This is a genomic window from Stackebrandtia nassauensis DSM 44728 (assembly GCF_000024545.1).
In the GTDB taxonomy this organism is placed as follows: Bacteria; Actinomycetota; Actinomycetes; order Mycobacteriales; family Micromonosporaceae; genus Stackebrandtia; species Stackebrandtia nassauensis.
In genome coordinates this window covers 5,973,363-5,989,358 of the sequence record NC_013947.1, presented here as the reverse complement: position 1 = coordinate 5,989,358, position 15,996 = coordinate 5,973,363, and the positions used below count along the sequence as shown (strand labels likewise).

Below are 15,996 nucleotides of genomic sequence, written 5' to 3'. Positions count from 1 at the left end.
ACGCGTAGAGTGGTGACTGAGGACACCATGCGGGAGGGCATACGTGGAACCGGACGATCAGGAACCGGAAGCCGAGGGCCGCGGCGACGCGAAGCCCGAACCGGTGGTCCGCAACGATTCCTCGGGGCCGGTGGGTGGCAACCTCTACCAGGGGCACACCATCACTGTCACCAATGTGCACACCGCCGTACGCGGTTTCGACGACCTGCCCGAGATCCGTCCCAGTGGACTGCCACAGGCGCCGGAGATATTCGTCAACCGAGTGGACAAAATGGCCGAACTAACCGCGTTGGTCACCAAGCCGAGGAAGTCGGGCGCGGCGCTTGTCGCGATCGGTGGCCTCGGCGGGGTGGGGAAGTCCGCTCTTGTCGCGCGGTGGGGTAACCAGGTCGCCGGGGAGCTTTTCCCGGACGGCACGATGCACGTCAACCTGGGCGCCCACCGAGCCAACGGCGGCGTGGGAATGAACGCCGCGTTCGCGCAGCTCCTGGGCCAGTGCGGTTGCGAGGACTGGCAACTGGCGAAGGACCTGCCCGGACGGCGAGAACAACTGCGCGCCCGGCTCAGGGGTAAGCGGGTGCTTCTGGTCGCCGATGACGTCAATACCGACGCGGAAGTGGCGCAGTTGCGGCCCGAGTATGTCGGCAGCGCCCTGATCATCACCGGCCACGGCGGCGGCGAGTATGCCATGGACCAGGAACACCTGTCGGTGGAACCGTTGGACGACGCCTCGGCATTCGAGCTGGTGTCCATATTGATCGGTTCCGGGGAAGCGGAGGCGGAACGGGCCGAGGTCACCGAACTCGTCCGCCTGTGCGGCGGAGTGCCCAAGGTGATCGGTATCGCGGTGGGCCCGGTTCGCCGCCACGACAGCATCCGGATCGCCGACGTGTTGGCGGGGCTGCGAACCGAAATCGACGGCGCCGAGGGTCCCGTCGATCAGGACTCCATTCTGGGCATGGTCGCCGATCGGGCCTACCATTCACTGACACCGGAAGCCGCCCGCCTGTACCGCGCCCTGAGTTGGCATCCGGAAGGCGACGTCTCGAAGCACGCGATCCTCGCCCTGGCGCAGCATCCAAGCGGCACGGGTGAGCCGCCGCTGATCGACCTTCTCGAGCACCATCTGCTGGAACCGCTCCAGACAGACCGGTACAAGCTGTCGTATCTCGTGCGCGCGCACGCTCGTCGGCACGCCATCAGTGTGGACGGTCCACGAGCGGAGCGTGAAACGCTGAAGGTACTGGCCAGCTGGTACGCGGCATGGGCTCACAGCGCCGACAAGACCATGATCCCGAACCGCACCCGGGTGTTCGCCACCGAACCGTCACGGCGACCGCCGTTCACCACGGGCGACGACAAGGACGAGAACAAGCGCGACGCCCGCGACTGGTTCGAAGCCGAACGGTACAACCTGCTCGCCATCCAGCGCCGTTGCTTCGATGAGGGCTGGTACGACCTGGTGATGCGGCTCGGCGAGTCGATGTGGGTCATGTACATCGGCGGCCGGTACCTGGAGGACTGGCTCGATTCCAGCAGGCTCGCCGTCACCGCCGCCGTCGATTCGGGGCACCCGGCCGCGGAAGTACGGTTTCGTGCCTTCCTCGCGCGGGCACTGATGGAGAACGCCGCGATCGCGACCGAGCCGGATCGGCTGTTCGACGAGGCCGCGCGTGAACTGACGCGAGCCCGGGAACTGCCGATGGCGGACGGTATCGGCCCGGACCTGCGCGCCTCAGCGATCGAGTTCACCGGACGCTGGTACAGCTACAAGGGACAGTACCGGGAGGCAATCGACTGCTACCGGCAGGCAATACCGTTGTTCGCGTCGCAAGCTGAGCGAACCGATCTCCCCGACGAAAGTCGTCGCGCGAGCCAGCGCGGCGTCACGCTCCAGCTCCACTTCATCGGCCGGTGCCTGCTGAAACTCGGTGACCTGACCGGAGCCGCGGAACACTTGCGGCAAGCCGAATCCCGCATGGTCGGTACCGACCACGACCGCGACGTAGCCACGATCCGCACCGACCTCGGCGAGGCGTTGCGCCGACTGGGCAGACTGGACGAAGCCTTCGCCGTCGTCACCGCCGCGGTGGACGTGTTGGCGTACAAGAAGTGGTACCGCATCGAAATCAGCGCCCTGCGGCAGTTGGCGCTCGTAGCCGAAGCGCGCGGCGACACCGAACTGGAACGCACGTGTCTTGAGCGACTGCGTGACCTGTACACGGCGACCCACGACACGGAACTATCCGCTGTGGAGGAAAGGCTGAGGCGGCTGTGACCGGGAAACTGTCGCACGGAACCTCCGGCGCGCTGCGGCGCTTCGCGGGCTGGGTGGCCCGGGGGTCGGTGGGGAACCCGCTGCTTGAGGACATTGACTACTGGGACGAGCTGCGCGAGTCTCCCAGCCAGATGGAGTCGCTGTTCGCCGTCTTCGCGAACGTGCTGGAGCTCGACGACGACGGCGAACCCGTGAACGAGAAGTACGCCGAACGTCGTGCGGCACTGTGGATCTACCGGTACTTCACCGGTACCTGGCCAGAAGGCGAGCGACCGTTGGAGGACTGGGAGGCCAAGCTCTACTGACGCGGCCTAGTCGACGGGTGAGTGGCTGAAGTGGATCGACACCGTCTGCCCGCCGCAGCCGACCGTGAAGCCGCCCAGCGGTTCTAGTCCAGCCTGGACTATGACGTAGTACGTCGAGGCGGCCAGTTCGACCGTCGCGATCGGCGACCCGCTCACGACGGCAAGGTACTCGGTGCCGTCGCGGTCGCGCAGTACGCAACGCCCTTCGGCCGACGGCCGCGCTACGACCCGGCAACCGGGAAACCGCCGCAGCAGTTCGGCCGGACTCGGTTCGGGATTGACCGCGACGAGGGCGGCGGCCGTCTGTGGCCGTCGCGGGTCGGCGTCATCGGTGCGCACCACCAGGTGTCGGCCCGCCCGCACGGTCGCCGTCGCGGCCGGGTACCGGGTGAGGGTGACCGTACGGTTCCCCGGGTCGACCGCGCTGTGAACTACGAAGGCGGTGACGTTGTCCCACTTCAGTTCCGGCTTGGCCAACGGCAGGAACGCGGGGACGGCGGGCTCCGGCAGGTCCATCAGCTCGTACATGACGGTTCTGAACGCCCCGGCCGCGTCGATGCGACGGTCGATCGACGAGTCGAGGATCGCCTCGACCGCCGCGGGCCGCCCTTCCGCGACAAGCCGCTCAACCTGCGGCGGCAGCGGCGCCTTCGGGTCGAGGTGCGGAACCGCGTCGACCAACGCCGCCACCGGGCCGTCGTCGGGGTACTCGCTCGGATCGTGGGCCGCGATGGCCACGGGTGTCCCGTCGGCGGCGTAGAACGAGATCGAGCCTCCGTCGCCGATGACGACGTCGGCGGCGATCACGGCTGGCTGCCAGGCCGCCGTCGGCGGGATGAGGATGAGGCCGGAGTCGAGCGCGGCTCGCAGCCGCCGCTCCAGGTCGCGTTGACCGTCGTGAATGGTGACGTTGTGGTGGAAGGCCGCCGCGATCCGGTACTCGTCAACGGGCAACTCGGCGACCAGCCGCTTGATCAACTCCAGCGACTGTCCCGCGAGCGAACCCGGACCCCACGACGACGCCACCAATACGAGGCGCTGTCCGGGTCGCAGGCCGAACGCCGCCCGATAGCTGTCGCGCAGCGGCCGGTGCGCGCGTAGCTGCTGGGCGATCGGATCGCCCGCGATGACGGCGTGCGGGACGGCCGCCCCACAACCGAGCCGCAACCGGCGCAACGAGTCCGGACCCGGCAGCAGTATCCGCGACGGGATCACGGAACCGTTGTGCAGCAACTGTTGTGGCATCAGTTCGAACACCTCGCCGCCGCTGGTGACGGCGGGTGGCCGCTTGTGATGCCCCGCCCCGTGCGGGAAGACGACCACGGGTGCCTTCAGCTCCCGCAGACTGGCGTGAGTGGTACCCGAGACAGCGAGATCGAATGTGGACTGTGTGGCGCGGTGCCACGGCAGCGGACGGATCCGTTGCGACACCAGCAGCTGATCGACGCCGTGGTCATACCGGGAGTCCGGTCCGATCGTCGTGCGGATGGTGACCCGGTCGTCATCGTCGAACAGCTTGAGGATCTCCAGCAGCCGGAACACCGAGGCCCGGTTGCGGGTCACCGCCAGGACCTGCCGCTGCGACGCGAGCGTCACTTTGCCGTCGAGGCCGCCGGTCACACCGACTCCCCGCGTCCGCACCCCGGGCCCGGCCGGTCAGTCGTCCTGTCGCACGCCGCTGGCCGCTGGCCGCTGGCCGCTGGCCGCTGGCCGCTGGCCGCTGGCCGCTGGCCGCTGGCCGCCCGATCGTTACCACACTGGACTCGGGTATGGCAGCCGCAACGCGCGAGCGGCACGCGCACCCCATCCGCAGTCCAGACACCCCGACACTGTAACCGGTTACCCCCCGCGTCGATATGCTCAAGCTTTCCAAGCCGGGGAGGTTCACATGCCGGATCCCATCATGATGGCCATCGCGGGTGCCGTCGCCGGGAAGACAGCCGAGGTCGCCTTCAAGGGCGGACGCAAAGCCTACGACGCCGTCGTAGCGCTGGTGAAACGCCGCTTCGCCAAGGAACCGCTCGCTCAGACCGCCCTCGAAGCCGCCGAGTCCGATCCGGAGGCGAACACCGAACGACTCGCCGCCGCCCTCGAACTGGTGGCCGCCGCCGATCCCGAGTTCGACCGCGAACTGCGCCAGGCCGGGCAAGCGCTCATCGCCGCCGCTCCCGGGGCCACGGTGAACATCAACTCCGGCACGGTCGGCCACGACTCATACCAGGCCCAGACGATCAACATCAACCGCGACGACAAGTGACGCGCCCCGTGCGACCGCGACCAAAGTCGTAGCCGCGAATCGTCCCCCATGCCGATGCCGGAACCCTTGCCCGCCACCAGACTCATAAGACAATGAGCCCCTCCATCCTCGCCATGTTCGCGGTCTCGATCGTCGTGCTCGCCGCCGCCTGGTTCTCGCGCCGCAGCAGGTTCGCCGCGGCCGCCAGCCTGGCCTGCTGGATCGCGACACTGTGCTACTTCATCCCCGAGGCGATCGCCATCGCCGCCAGCCGGGTCCCCTACAACGTGTTCGTCCAACCCATGAGCGCACTAGGTGTCGCCGAATGCGGAACGATCTCGGTCGCCGAGTACCCGGTCTGCTCGCCATTGCACGACATGGTGAACTGGGCGTTCGTCCTCAACGGACTCACCACGGCAGCCGCCGCGATCCTGCTCCACCGCTACTGGCCCCGCTCGACCAAGACCGTCGTCGCCACCGCCCTGTTGGTCTCCTTCGGACTCAGCAACGCCGCCACCGGCTTCATCCCCGCCGACGTCAATCTACAGTGGCACGTGATCGTGGCGCTGCCGAGCATGCTGGCCCAGATCCCCGCCCTGATCCTGCTGGCGACCACGTCCAAGGACCAGCCCGCCCTCGCCCGCTGGACCTACGAATGCGTCATCGTCACCACTGTCGCCACCGCGACCCTGCTGGCCCAACCCCTCACGGGAACCCCGTTCGGCGGCGCCGCCCAACGCGTGATGTACGCGTCCGTCTGGGTCTGGGGAATCGTCGCCGCGTTCGTGCTCTGGCGCCGACAACTCCGCCAACCAGCCCCGGCCTGACCAGAAAACGGTTGCACCCCGCCCGCCGGTGGTGTGAGATCGGCGCCATGACGATTGAGTTGGCCCAACCGCGCGTCGACCAGCTGAGCGAAGCCACCAGCGCACTGCGCTCATGGCAACACGAAGGCGCCCCCATGCAGCTCCACCCGGGTGACATCGGCTGGTACTGGCGCTTCGGAACCGAGACCACAGCGGCGGCGGTCCGCACTTGGAGCCGCGACGGCCGCATCCTCGCCGTCGGCCTGCTCGACGGCTCCGACCTGCTGCGCATAACGATGGCGCCCGACTCCCGCCGTGACGAGGAACTGTCGCACCAACTCACCCAGGACCTGACCGACCCCAAGCGCGGCGTCCTCCCCGAGGGCAAGGTCTACGTCGAAGCCCCTCAAGACGCACTGATCCAGGAACTGCTGCACGAAACCGGCTGGGCCACCGACGAACCGTGGACCCCGCTACGTCTCGACCTCACCGAACCGGTGAAGGACCCCGGCATCCGATACGAGGTCGCAGGTCCGGACAAGGCGCACGTAGCGGCCGAGGTAGTCCGGGCATCGTTCGACAAGTCAACGTTCACCGAGGACCGCTGGCAGGCGATGGCCAGCGGTGTTCCGTTCGCCGACGCGCGATGCCTTGTCGCGTACGACGAGAACGACAACGCGGTCGCGACGGTGACCGTATGGTCGGCTGGTCCGGGCAAACCCGGGCTGATCGAACCGATGGGCGTACACCGCGACCATCGCGGCCACGGACACGGCAAGGCGATGAACATCGCGGCGGCGGCTGTGCTGCGGGAGTTGGGCTCGTCGAGTGTGCTCGTCTGCACGCCGAGTTCCAATGTGGGCGCGGTGGCCACGTACAAGTCGGCCGGTTTCCAAGCGCGCCCGGAAGTCCTGGACCGCCGCCGCGACGGCTAGGTCAGCCGCGATCGAGGGCAGTGGCTGTCCGCAATCGGGAATACGGTTTCGGTCCGACCCCATCGCGAAAGGGCAGGACATGACGTATCTAGTAGCCGGAGCCACCGGAACCATCGGCCGCCACATCATCAAACACCTGCTGGCGACCGGCCAACCGGTACGAGCACTGACCCGCAACCCCGACGCCGCCAGCTTGCCCGAAAACGTCGAGGTCGTAACCGGTGACCTCTCCCGACCGGAGACCCTGCGCGCCGTCTTCGACGGCGTGACCGCGGCTCACCTTCTTAGCGCCTCCGGCGACGACCACACTCCCTTGCGGACGGGCGCCGAGATCGCGGCACTGGCCACGCGCGCCGGAGTACAACGGGTAACCGCTATTTCCCCCGGTCTCGAAGGCCCGCTCGAACAAGCACTCGCCGCCAGCGAACTGAAATGGACTCTACTGTGGCCCATCGATTACATGGCCAACACCTTGGGCTGGAGCCAAGCGATTCGAGATGACGGAGTCGTCCGCGAACCCTACGGTTCCCGCAAAACCGCGTCCGTCGACGAATCCGACATCGGCGCGGTGGCAGCCCACATCCTCATCAACGGCGGACACGACGGCCAGACCTACAAACTGACCGGCCCCCAAACGCTGACCCCCGCCGACAAGGTCAATGCCCTGGCCACCGCGACCGGCCTTCCATTGAACTTCGCCGAACTCACCGATGACCAGGCTCGCGACCTATGGCGATCGCAAGGATGGTCCGAAGAGGGCATCGAGTTCATGCTCAACATGTGGGCGACCGTTCCCGACTCGGTCGGCCACGTCAATTCCTCAGTGGAGAAGATCCTGGGTCGAGCGCCCCGATCCTTCACCCAATGGGCAACCGAACACGCCAACGCCTTCCGTGTCTGACCCCAAGAAGTGCGCGGTTAGCGGTCTGTCGGCTGGCGCCATGTCAGATTGGCGCCGAGTGCTGTTGTGAGCCGGGTGATCGCTTCGCGTGTGGTCTGGTCGTTGACGTGGTCGGGCAGCCAGGCGCAGGCAATGTAGGCGGCTACAACGTCGGCGGTGGCGCAGGCGGCAGTCAGGCACTCCTCGATCTGGGCGAAGGAAGGGCCGGGGCCGGAGGGGAAGCGCGCGCCGGGCAGCTGGGCGCCGTCAATGACGTCGATGTCGAGGTGGACGTAAACCGGTGTGCCGCCGAGCCTTTCGAGGGCGGTGGTGATCGCGGCCGGGTCGGCGGGTACACGGTGGACCTGGCTCGTGGACAGGGCGTCGTGCTCGGCGGGATCGAGATCCCTGGCGTCAGCGAGCACGACATTGGCCTCGTCGACTGGCCGAAGTCCGAGCGTGTCGTCGAACAGCCCGGGTGTCCGGCCGGTCAGCATGGCCAGAGCCATACCGCCGAGATAGCCGCTGGTCGATATGGCGGGGGTGTTGAAGTCGCCGTGGGCGTCCAGCCACAGCACGGCCAGGTCCTGGTGACGGCGCTGCATCCCGGCCAGCACCGCCCTGGCGGTGGGGCAGTCGCCGGACAACACCAGGGGCCTGTCGGTCCGCGTCACCACGTCGAGGGTGGCCTCATGCAGCAGGTTCATGCGGACGGGAACGGGACCGGCGGGGAGAGCCGGGCGAGCGACCGGGGTCGCGGTGTCGGGGATCGGAAAGGCCGGGATGTGCTCGTCGAGATGCCAGGGCGTGACGATCAGATCCCAGGCGCTGTTGGTGTTGCGATCAGTCATGCGGAGTCCTTCGTTTCCTCGCGACGGGTGGATTGTTGGCGTTGGGTGAGCAGGTCGAGCAGTCGTCGCAGCTCGGCGGCGCCTGCTCGCAGGTGCGCGGTGAGTTCCGTCCTGGCTTGTTCCGCGCTGCCGTGCAGCGCGTCCAGTAGCTGGCGGTGGTCGTCCGTGGTGCGCCCGAGTTCACGACGGGAGCGCTCGGCCAGCGCCAGGGCGAGACGCTGCTCCTGTTGGAGCTGTTGGTAGAAGCGGCACAGCCGGGGGCTGCCGGTGGCCGTGACCAGGGTGGCGTGGAAGAGCCGGTCACCCTCAAGCGCGGCGGTGGTGTCGCCGTCGTCGAAGGCGCCTTCTATCTGGTCAACCAGGTCGGCGAGTTTCGCGTAGATCGCGGGGTCCCGGTGCTCGGAGAGGGCATCGACCGCGGCCAGTTCCACAGCGGCGCGGGCAGCGTAGATGTCGGTGACGTCCTGCCCGGTGATGTCGGCGACGACGATGCCGCGGTTCATCTGATAGCGGACCAGGCCTTCGCCGTCGAGAGTCCGCGCGGCCTCGCGCAAAGTACTGCGGGACACGCCGAGCTCGGCGGCCAGGGCGGTCTCGCGCAGCGGGGTGCCCGGCAGTAGTCGGCCGGACAGGATGGCCTGCCGGACAGCATCGGCGGCCTGCTCGGTGGTGCTTTGCCGCTGAATGCTCGCGCCCAGGCCGGTGATCGGGTTCGTCATTGTCACCTGCCTCCTGTCCTGAAGTCCTGCTCGACCTCCCCAAGATTGCCATATTGTCCGACAATCTGGCAAGTGAGGCCATGCTCGCGCCCGCTCGATGGGCCGCAAGAAGGCGTTCGTCGTCAACAAGTACAAGGCACCGCTGCGGCTAGCGGAGGTGCCCGAAGCCGAGATGGCCGAGCACGATGTGCGGGTGCGGGTCGATGCACAGGTCCGCGAGTTCGCATCGGGCGACGAGGTGTATGTCCGGCCCGACAAAGTCAATGCCCTGGCTGCCGCGACCGGCCGCCCTTTGGTCCCGAAAACGGCGATGGCCTTCGGCATTGGACGCGAACTATCGAGATTCCGAAAGGAGACGTTCACTCCACCGCTTGGTTCTTTCTGTTGGGATCTAACGGCACTGTCTAGATTGATCGATTTTGGTGATGCTCGATCTCAGCGCATCGGGTTGTTGAGGAAGGAGCAGTCGTCGTGGGGTTTTCGCTGAAGGTGGTACCAGGGACCGTCAGCTCGCCGCAGTTGCTCGACAACAGGCTGCTGCGGCACGACAAGCTGCGGCAGAGGCCAAAGCCGCAGAGGCCCAACAACTAGCGCAAGCTTTGTCGGGAATCTTGGACTTGCATCGAGCAGCGTTCCCGGTAGCGGCTCGTCCCATTGCCCCTCCGATTCCGCCGGTCGATACAGGGGCCATCCGCCGGAGACCGCCAAGACCACGGCACAGCGAGGGGTGGGCGGGAGCCAGTTGAGAATTGGCCGGGATGTTGGGGTTCGGGAGACAGCGGGCTGGTAACTCGGGCCCCGCAGGGGAACGGGGTTCAGCATTGCGGCGATGGCGAGCCAGCGCACTACCACGCGTCCAGCCGACAACGCCATGCGCGGGGATCCCTTTCGCGGCAAGCTCACCGGCGGCCAGCGGCGCTTCGCAAGGGCTGGGGGCATTGCCACGATCGTTTAACAGCTGCGGGGTGGGCGGGAGCCAGCTGACGACTGGCAAAGAGGCGAGGGACGAGGGACAGCGATCTGAGGACTCTGGCCCTGGAGGGGCACGGGGCTTGCTCGGCAGTTCAGACGCGGGTTGTCGCCGCCGAGTTGCGGCGGGAGACGGGGCTGCCCCGGTGGATGACCGGGGCAGCGCCGTATGGGGGTCAGCGGTTCAGGGACTTCCAGAAGTCGTAGTGGTGTTCGGTGGCGTAGTCGGTGCGGCCGATCGCGTCGAGGTCGGCGACCAGTTTTTGGGTGTAGGGGCGGTGGTGCTTGAACTGCTTCCACTTCGGCAGGCCGCGCTCGTTCATGTCGCTACTGTGGACGAAGCGGCTCCAGTAGTCGATCAGTGCGTCGGACAGTCGCTCCTGGTCGCCGTCGCGTTTCTCGAACAGGGCATTGTCGTAGAAGTAGGCCAGTTCCTGCATGTGGCCGGTGCCGATGGTGAAGCTGGGGCGGGGCATGCCGTTGAACCAGGGGGCGTTGGGCTCGGCGATATCGAAGGCGTAGACCGGGACGTGCTTGGCGAGTGCCTTTTGGGTGTCGTAGGAGTGGGTGGACCAGTTGGCGTCGGTCTGGGCTGCGCCGAGCGCGTTGCTGGGGGATGCGTAGTCGGACACCGGGTATTCGGCCATGACGGCTTCGGCGTCATCGCCGAAGGTCTCGCGCATGCGCTTGCGGTAGTCGTCCTCGGTCAACGGTGTTCCGGTCGCCAGTTCCTCTCCGGCGAGGCGGCCGTTCTCCTCGTCGTGGTTGGAGCCGTGCAGCACCGGGACCTCGTTGATGCGGCCGGACTCGATGGCCTCGGACGGGGACAGCGGCAGGGTCTTGGTGCCGTGGAAGGGACGGTAGCCCTCGTGGCCGCTCTCGGCGGCGGTCAGGATCGTTTCGGAATCCTTGGCGCGCATGCATGCGACGTCGGTGCAGTCGAGGCGTTCGGCGAAGTCCTCGCCGTTCTTCTCGGCCTGTTCGCGGGTCATGCTGGCGTCGGCGCTGCCGACGCATCCTGCACTGTGGATGATGGCTTTGTCGAACAGTCCGGCCGATTTCGGTGCCGCCAGGTGGCCGCAGATGCTGTAGCCGCCGCCGGACTCGCCCATGATGGTGACGTTTCGGTTGTCGCCGCCGAAGGCGGAGGCGTTGGCGCGCACCCATTTCAGGGCGGCTTGTTGGTCGCGGAGCCCCAGGTTGTCGGCGTTTTTCAGGTCGGGGTGGGACAGGAAGCCGAAGGCGCCGAGGCGGTAGTTGATCGTGACGACGACCGCGTCGCCCCGGGTGGCGAGTTTCTCGGCACCGTAGGAGGCGCCGTCGCCGTAGGTGAAGCTGCCGCCGTGGATCCACACGATGACGGGCTTTTTGTTGTCGCCCTTGGTGGGGGAGGTGACGTTGAGGGTGAGGCAGTCCTCCTCGCCGCCGGGGATGGCGATGGGCTGGTCGGTGGGCTGGACGCAGGGCTTGCCGGATTTGGTGGCGTCGAGGGGTTGGGTCCAGGGTTCGGCCTTCTTGGGGGGTTGCCAGCGCAGGTCGCCGGTGGGTGGGGCGGCGTAGGGGATGCCCTGGTAGGTGCGGACGGTGCCCGAGTCGGTGCCGCGCACGGGGCCGGAGTTCGTGTCCACTATGGGGTTCTGGGTGGGGTCGGTGTCCTGGGCGTAGGCGGTGGTCGTGATGGCGATGGCGGCGACCGCCAGGGCGGCGGTCGCGGCGGTGAGGAGTTTGCGGTTTCGGGTCATGCGGAGAACCGTAGCAAAGATTTGGACAAACGTCTAAGACGTTTGGGCAAAAACTTGTCTCAGACAGGCGTCCCAGCGCGGGTTAGGCTGCTGACATGGGAAATCGCGAGCAACTTCTGGACGCGGCGAAGCAGTGTCTGATTCAGAAGGGCTATGAGCGCACCACCGTGCGCGACATCTCGGACCTTGCGGGCGTCAGCAAGGCGGCCATCGGCTACCACTTCGGATCGAAGGAGGCGCTGTTGAACGCGGCCCTGTTCGAGGTGCTCGGCGGCGGGGACTCGGGCTTGTCGCCGACGGCCGAGGCGGCCGACCCGGACGCGACGCCCGTCCAGCGGTTCACGGCACTGTGGACGAACATGATGGCGGCCTACGGCGGAGAGGACAAGACCTTCTGGGCCGCGAACCTGGAGTCGGTGCTGGTGGCCTATCGGGACGCGTCGGTGCGCGAGCACCTGTCCGCGGGCTTCGAGGAGGGGCGCAGCGGCATCACGTCGGTGCTGACCGGCGTCGAGGAGTCGCAGGTGCCGCCCGAGACGATCCGCACCCTCGGTTCGGTGCAGATGGCGCTGTTGAGCGGCGTGATGATCCAGTACCTGGTCAACCCGGACACGGCGCCGTCGGCCGAGGAGTTGTTCCGGGGGATCCACGCGCTGGCGCGCATCACCCCCGACACCGAGTGAGAACACGAAGCTGGGGCCGCCATCCCCGGCGGCCCCAGCATCCTCCCTTGCGGTTACTTACGTTGTGTCACGCGGCTTCCAGCGCGGGCTTGCGGCCCGACAGCAGCGCGCTGACCGCGGCCAGCAGGCCGACGGCGCCGACGATCACGATCAGGTACAGACCCGGCCTGTACTGCGCGATGCTGGTGGCGGCGGGACCGGCGATCAGGCCGGTGACGATCGCCAGGACGACCGCGCCGCCGATCTGGCCGGAGGTCTGGACCAGACCGGAGGCCAGGCCCTGCTCGTCGTCGCTGATGCCGTCGGTGGCCTGCACCATGACCGCCGAGAAGCCGAGGGCGAAGCCCAGGCCCAGCAGCAGGAACGAGGGCAGGTAGTCCACGAAGTAGGCGGGGGTCGGGTCGCCGCCGCGGATGATGAACCACAGGTAGCCCAGGACGAAGGCGCCCATCGCGGCGATGATCATCGGCTTGGTGCCGAAGCGGTCGATGAACTTGCCGGCGATCGGGGACAGGAAGGCCACGATCACTCCGGCGGGAGCCAGCGCCAGCGCCATCTGCAGCGGGTCCCACTTCAGGGTGTTCTGAAGGTAGAGGGACACGACGGTCTGGAAGCTGATGTAGGAACCGAAGATCGCCAGCGCGGCCAGGTTGGCCCGCACGATCGAGCCGATCTTGAAGATGCCCAGGCGGATCAGCGGCTCCTTGACCTTGTTCTGCACGAACAGGAACACTCCGATGAAGGCGACGGCGGCGATGGCCGTGGCGGTCACCAGCGGGGTGAAGCCGGTCTCGGGAGCGGTCACGATCGTGTAGACGGCGGCCAGCATGCCGCCGGTCAGCAGGACGGCACCGGCGTAGTCGATGCTGCCGTGCTCCGGCGAGGACTTCGGCACCACGAAGAAGGCGGCGATGATGACCACGGCGACCACCGCGACCGGCGCGAAGAAGGTCAGTCGCCAGTCGATGCCGGTCAGCAGGCCGGAGACGATCAGGCCGGACGCGTAACCGGTGGCACCGAACACCGTGAACAGTGACAGCGCCCGGTTGCGGTCGTGTCCCTGCTTGAAGGTTGTGGTGATGATGGACAACGCCGCGGGTGCGGTGAACGCGGCGGCGACGCCCTTGACGATCCGGCTGGCGATCAGGAGTCCACCGTGGTCGACGAGCCCGCCGACTAGGGAGGCAACACCGAACACGACCAAAGCGCCGAGGAAGACCTTGCGGCGGCCCAACAGGTCCGCGGCCCGGCCGCCCAGCAGCAGCAGTCCGCCGTAGCCGAGGATGTAGCCGTTCACGATCCACTGGAGGCTGGCGGTGTCAAGTCCCAGTTCGGCGCCGATGGACGGCAGTGCGACGCCGACCATCGAGACGTCGAGTGCGTCCAGGAACATCGCCAGACCGGCGACAAAGAGAATGGCCCACAGTTTCGGGCCCCAACGCCGGGCGTGGGGGGTGGGGGTATCGGGTCCCTCGGGGGACGTCACGTGCTTGGGCTGGGGTTTCGCTTCAGTGAGAGTCACGTCGATCAACATACATGCTTCTGCATTGAATGCCAAGACATATTTCGCGTGGACATTAAATGCCTTGACATGTTAATCTCCTGGTCATGACACACATGACGGACGACGAGGTGCGCACAGCGTGGTGTGAAACACTTCGGGTCGTCCACACCACGTCCTGCGAGCTTGAGAACGAACTCCAAGCGCGCCATGACCTGGGGCTCAGTGAGTTCGAGGTCCTCTGTCAGCTCGGTGGCGTATGCGGCAAGGGCGACGGCAAGGTCAAGATGAAGGACCTTGAGGCGAAGATGTATCTGAGCCAGAGTGCGCTATCTCGCACTGTGACCCGGTTGGAGAAGGCGGGACTGGTGACCCGCGCGGTCTGTGACTTCGACCGCCGCGCCATGTTCCTGGAACTCACCGACGAGGGCCGCGCGCGCTGGGAGGCCGCCGCGCCGACCCACCTGGCGGTGCTGCGGGCCGCCCTGGACAAGGTGCCCGAACCCGCCTAGACGAAAGTCAACGGCGGGATACGTCGCCGCTGCCGATCGACGTGAGGTGACGCGAAGGGGCCGCGCCCGGTTCGTCCGGACGCGGCCTTGTTTCGTTGGGGCTCAAGCGGTTTTGGGGGCGGCGCGCATACCGGCCCAGCAGTACTCGGTGCCGTTGTGGGTGGTGAAGATGACCGGCATCTCCTCGTTGATGCCCTCGCCGGACATGAACACCGAGAAGACGGTGTCCGACACCGGTCGCATCTCTCCCTCCAGCGGCGGGATCTCCGCGGAGACGTCGACGAACTCGTACTTCGCGTACGGCTTGCCGTCGCGTTCGCTGATGGTGATGTCGACACCAGCCCGCTGGTAGAGGCCGTAGAACCGGGTCGCGTCCACGGTGATGGGCGGGTCGGCCGGACCGAAGGGCGCGGGCATCGTGATGCCCAGCGCGTCGAGCAGTTCGGGGAACAGCTCCGCGTACAGGGAACGTCCGTTGCCGCTGTTGGTCATCAGCGCCAGCGCGACGCCCTGCTCGGGGAATACCCGCAGCATCGCGTGCTGCGACACCGCCGAACCGTCGTGGCCGAAGCCCTGGAAACCCGGCTGGTCGTACAGGCACCAGCCCAGTCCCCAGTGGTCGGCGCTGACCGACCAGCGGTCGACGGGTGTGGACTCGACGCGCTGCATGGCCGCGACGGCCTCGGCGGCGACGATCCGGGTGCCGTCGGGCGCCACGCCGCCGTCCAGGTGCAGCTTCGCCAGCCGCACCAGGTCCCCGGCCGAGACCAGGACCTGCGCCGCCGGGGCGAAGGCCCGGGGGATGTAGGAGAACATGTCGATCGGTTCCGGGTCGGTGCCCGGCTGGCCGAGGTGGCCCCACGCGTAGCGGTACCGCATCGCCTCCTCGGGCAGGGTCACCGAACGCTTCAGCCCCAACGGGTCGAACAGCAGGTCCTTCAGCGCCTGGTTCCAGGTCGTTCCGGTGAGCACCTCGATGACGCGGCCCAGCACGACGATGCCGAGGCTGCCGTAGGACGCGGCGGTTCCAGGCGGCAGGTCCAGCGGCACTTCGCGGGCGGCCTCGACGTACCGGGCCAGCGCGTCGCCGCCGGTGGCGTCGGCGGCGCCGTGGAAGTCGTTGGTGACACCGCCGGTGTGGGACAGCAGCTGCCGGATGGTGATCTGGGCGGCCGCTTCGGGGTCGGGGGTGCTGAACTCGGGCAGGACGTCGACGACCTTGGCGTCCAGGTCGAGTTTGCCCTCGCCGACCAGCCGCATGATGACGGTGGCGGTGTAGATCTTGGCGACCGAGCCGGACTGGAACAGCGAGTCCGGGGTGACCTCGACGCCGGTGTCGCGGTTCAGGACTCCGGAGGCCAGCTCGTGGATCTGGCCGTCGACCAGGATGGCCAGGGAGGCACCGGGGATGCGGTGCTTGGCGCGCAGGGTGTCGAGTCGTTCCTGGGCCTGGGCGATGAAGTCGTTCGACATGTTCGTGGCTCCTCTTTGCTGGGGCCCCGGAGGACCGGGGCTACTTGAACTAAGTACAAGTTAGCCTCCGCTTGAACTAAGTGCAATAGATTCTTGTACTAAGTTC

15 protein-coding genes are annotated in these 15,996 nt (G+C 67.2%); 9 read left to right on the top strand and 6 right to left on the bottom strand.

Going from position 1 to position 15,996, the window contains the following annotated elements; genetic code table 11:
* Positions 1 to 43: 43 nt before the first annotated feature.
* Both SNAS_RS27865 and SNAS_RS27860 read left to right on the top strand, forming a co-directional pair.
* Positions 44 to 2,278 carry a tetratricopeptide repeat protein gene (locus SNAS_RS27865; RefSeq protein WP_013020834.1) on the top strand — a complete coding sequence of 745 codons (2,235 nt, stop codon included), beginning with the start codon at positions 44 to 46 and terminating at the stop codon, positions 2,276 to 2,278.
* Complete coding sequence (locus tag SNAS_RS27860; protein WP_013020833.1) at positions 2,275 to 2,583, top strand: DUF7677 family protein; 309 nt, start codon at positions 2,275 to 2,277, stop codon at positions 2,581 to 2,583. Before SNAS_RS27865 ends, SNAS_RS27860 begins: the two co-directional genes overlap by 4 nt.
* Positions 2,584 to 2,589: 6 nt before the next feature.
* Here SNAS_RS27860 and SNAS_RS27855 read toward each other — a convergent pair whose 3' ends face one another.
* Positions 2,590 to 4,203, bottom strand: coding sequence for a hypothetical protein (locus SNAS_RS27855; protein WP_013020832.1), 1,614 nt, complete (start codon positions 4,201 to 4,203; stop codon positions 2,590 to 2,592).
* A 268-nt stretch (positions 4,204 to 4,471) separates the two neighbouring features.
* Between SNAS_RS27855 and SNAS_RS27850 the strand changes: the two genes are divergently transcribed.
* The 4 genes from SNAS_RS27850 to SNAS_RS27835 all read left to right on the top strand — a co-directional run bounded on the left by SNAS_RS27850 (position 4,472) and on the right by SNAS_RS27835 (position 7,461).
* On the top strand, positions 4,472 to 4,840 hold the full coding sequence (locus SNAS_RS27850) for a hypothetical protein (RefSeq protein WP_013020831.1): 369 nt from the start codon (positions 4,472 to 4,474) through the stop codon (positions 4,838 to 4,840).
* A gap of 92 nt (positions 4,841 to 4,932) precedes the next feature.
* Entirely contained in the window at positions 4,933 to 5,646 is a 714-nt protein-coding gene (locus SNAS_RS27845; RefSeq protein ID WP_013020830.1) for a DUF998 domain-containing protein, read from the top strand.
* A gap of 47 nt (positions 5,647 to 5,693) precedes the next feature.
* Positions 5,694 to 6,560, top strand: coding sequence for a GNAT family N-acetyltransferase (locus tag SNAS_RS27840; RefSeq protein ID WP_013020829.1), 867 nt, complete (start codon positions 5,694 to 5,696; stop codon positions 6,558 to 6,560).
* Positions 6,561 to 6,639: 79 nt separating this feature from the next.
* Positions 6,640 to 7,461, top strand: coding sequence for an NAD(P)H-binding protein (locus tag SNAS_RS27835; protein ID WP_013020828.1), 822 nt, complete (start codon positions 6,640 to 6,642; stop codon positions 7,459 to 7,461).
* 17 nt (positions 7,462 to 7,478) lie between these two features.
* On the opposite strand, the gene SNAS_RS27830 is transcribed toward SNAS_RS27835, so the two are convergent.
* A complete protein-coding gene (locus tag SNAS_RS27830) occupies positions 7,479 to 8,291 on the bottom strand; it encodes an arginase family protein (RefSeq protein WP_013020827.1) in 813 nt (270 codons plus the stop codon).
* Positions 8,288 to 9,010: a GntR family transcriptional regulator gene (locus SNAS_RS27825; RefSeq protein WP_013020826.1), complete on the bottom strand. Its 723-nt coding sequence runs from the start codon at positions 9,008 to 9,010 to the stop codon at positions 8,288 to 8,290. Before SNAS_RS27825 ends, SNAS_RS27830 begins: the two co-directional genes overlap by 4 nt.
* Positions 9,011 to 9,107: 97 nt before the next feature.
* On the opposite strand from SNAS_RS27825, the gene SNAS_RS27820 reads away from it, so the two are divergent.
* The gene (locus SNAS_RS27820) at positions 9,108 to 9,497 is read left to right on the top strand and encodes a hypothetical protein (RefSeq protein ID WP_013020825.1); all 390 of its coding nucleotides are present in this window, start codon (positions 9,108 to 9,110) and stop codon (positions 9,495 to 9,497) included.
* A gap of 658 nt (positions 9,498 to 10,155) precedes the next feature.
* Here SNAS_RS27820 and SNAS_RS27815 read toward each other — a convergent pair.
* Positions 10,156 to 11,721: a carboxylesterase/lipase family protein gene (locus SNAS_RS27815; RefSeq protein ID WP_013020823.1), complete on the bottom strand. Its 1,566-nt coding sequence runs from the start codon at positions 11,719 to 11,721 to the stop codon at positions 10,156 to 10,158.
* Positions 11,722 to 11,816: 95 nt separating this feature from the next.
* Between SNAS_RS27815 and SNAS_RS27810 the strand changes: the two genes are divergently transcribed.
* Positions 11,817 to 12,404 (top strand): TetR/AcrR family transcriptional regulator, encoded by a 588-nt coding sequence (locus tag SNAS_RS27810; protein WP_013020822.1) that lies wholly within the window; start codon positions 11,817 to 11,819, stop codon positions 12,402 to 12,404.
* A gap of 67 nt (positions 12,405 to 12,471) precedes the next feature.
* Here the strand turns inward: SNAS_RS27810 and SNAS_RS27805 are convergent, their stop codons facing one another.
* On the bottom strand, positions 12,472 to 13,938 hold the full coding sequence (locus SNAS_RS27805) for an MFS transporter (protein WP_013020821.1): 1,467 nt from the start codon (positions 13,936 to 13,938) through the stop codon (positions 12,472 to 12,474).
* A gap of 74 nt (positions 13,939 to 14,012) precedes the next feature.
* Between SNAS_RS27805 and SNAS_RS27800 the strand changes: the two genes are divergently transcribed.
* A complete protein-coding gene (locus SNAS_RS27800; protein ID WP_013020820.1) occupies positions 14,013 to 14,417 on the top strand; it encodes a MarR family winged helix-turn-helix transcriptional regulator in 405 nt (134 codons plus the stop codon).
* 102 nt (positions 14,418 to 14,519) lie between these two features.
* Here SNAS_RS27800 and SNAS_RS27795 read toward each other — a convergent pair whose 3' ends face one another.
* Positions 14,520 to 15,890 carry a serine hydrolase domain-containing protein gene (locus SNAS_RS27795; RefSeq protein ID WP_013020819.1) on the bottom strand — a complete coding sequence of 457 codons (1,371 nt, stop codon included), beginning with the start codon at positions 15,888 to 15,890 and terminating at the stop codon, positions 14,520 to 14,522.
* Between the last annotated feature and the right edge of the window lie 106 nt (positions 15,891 to 15,996).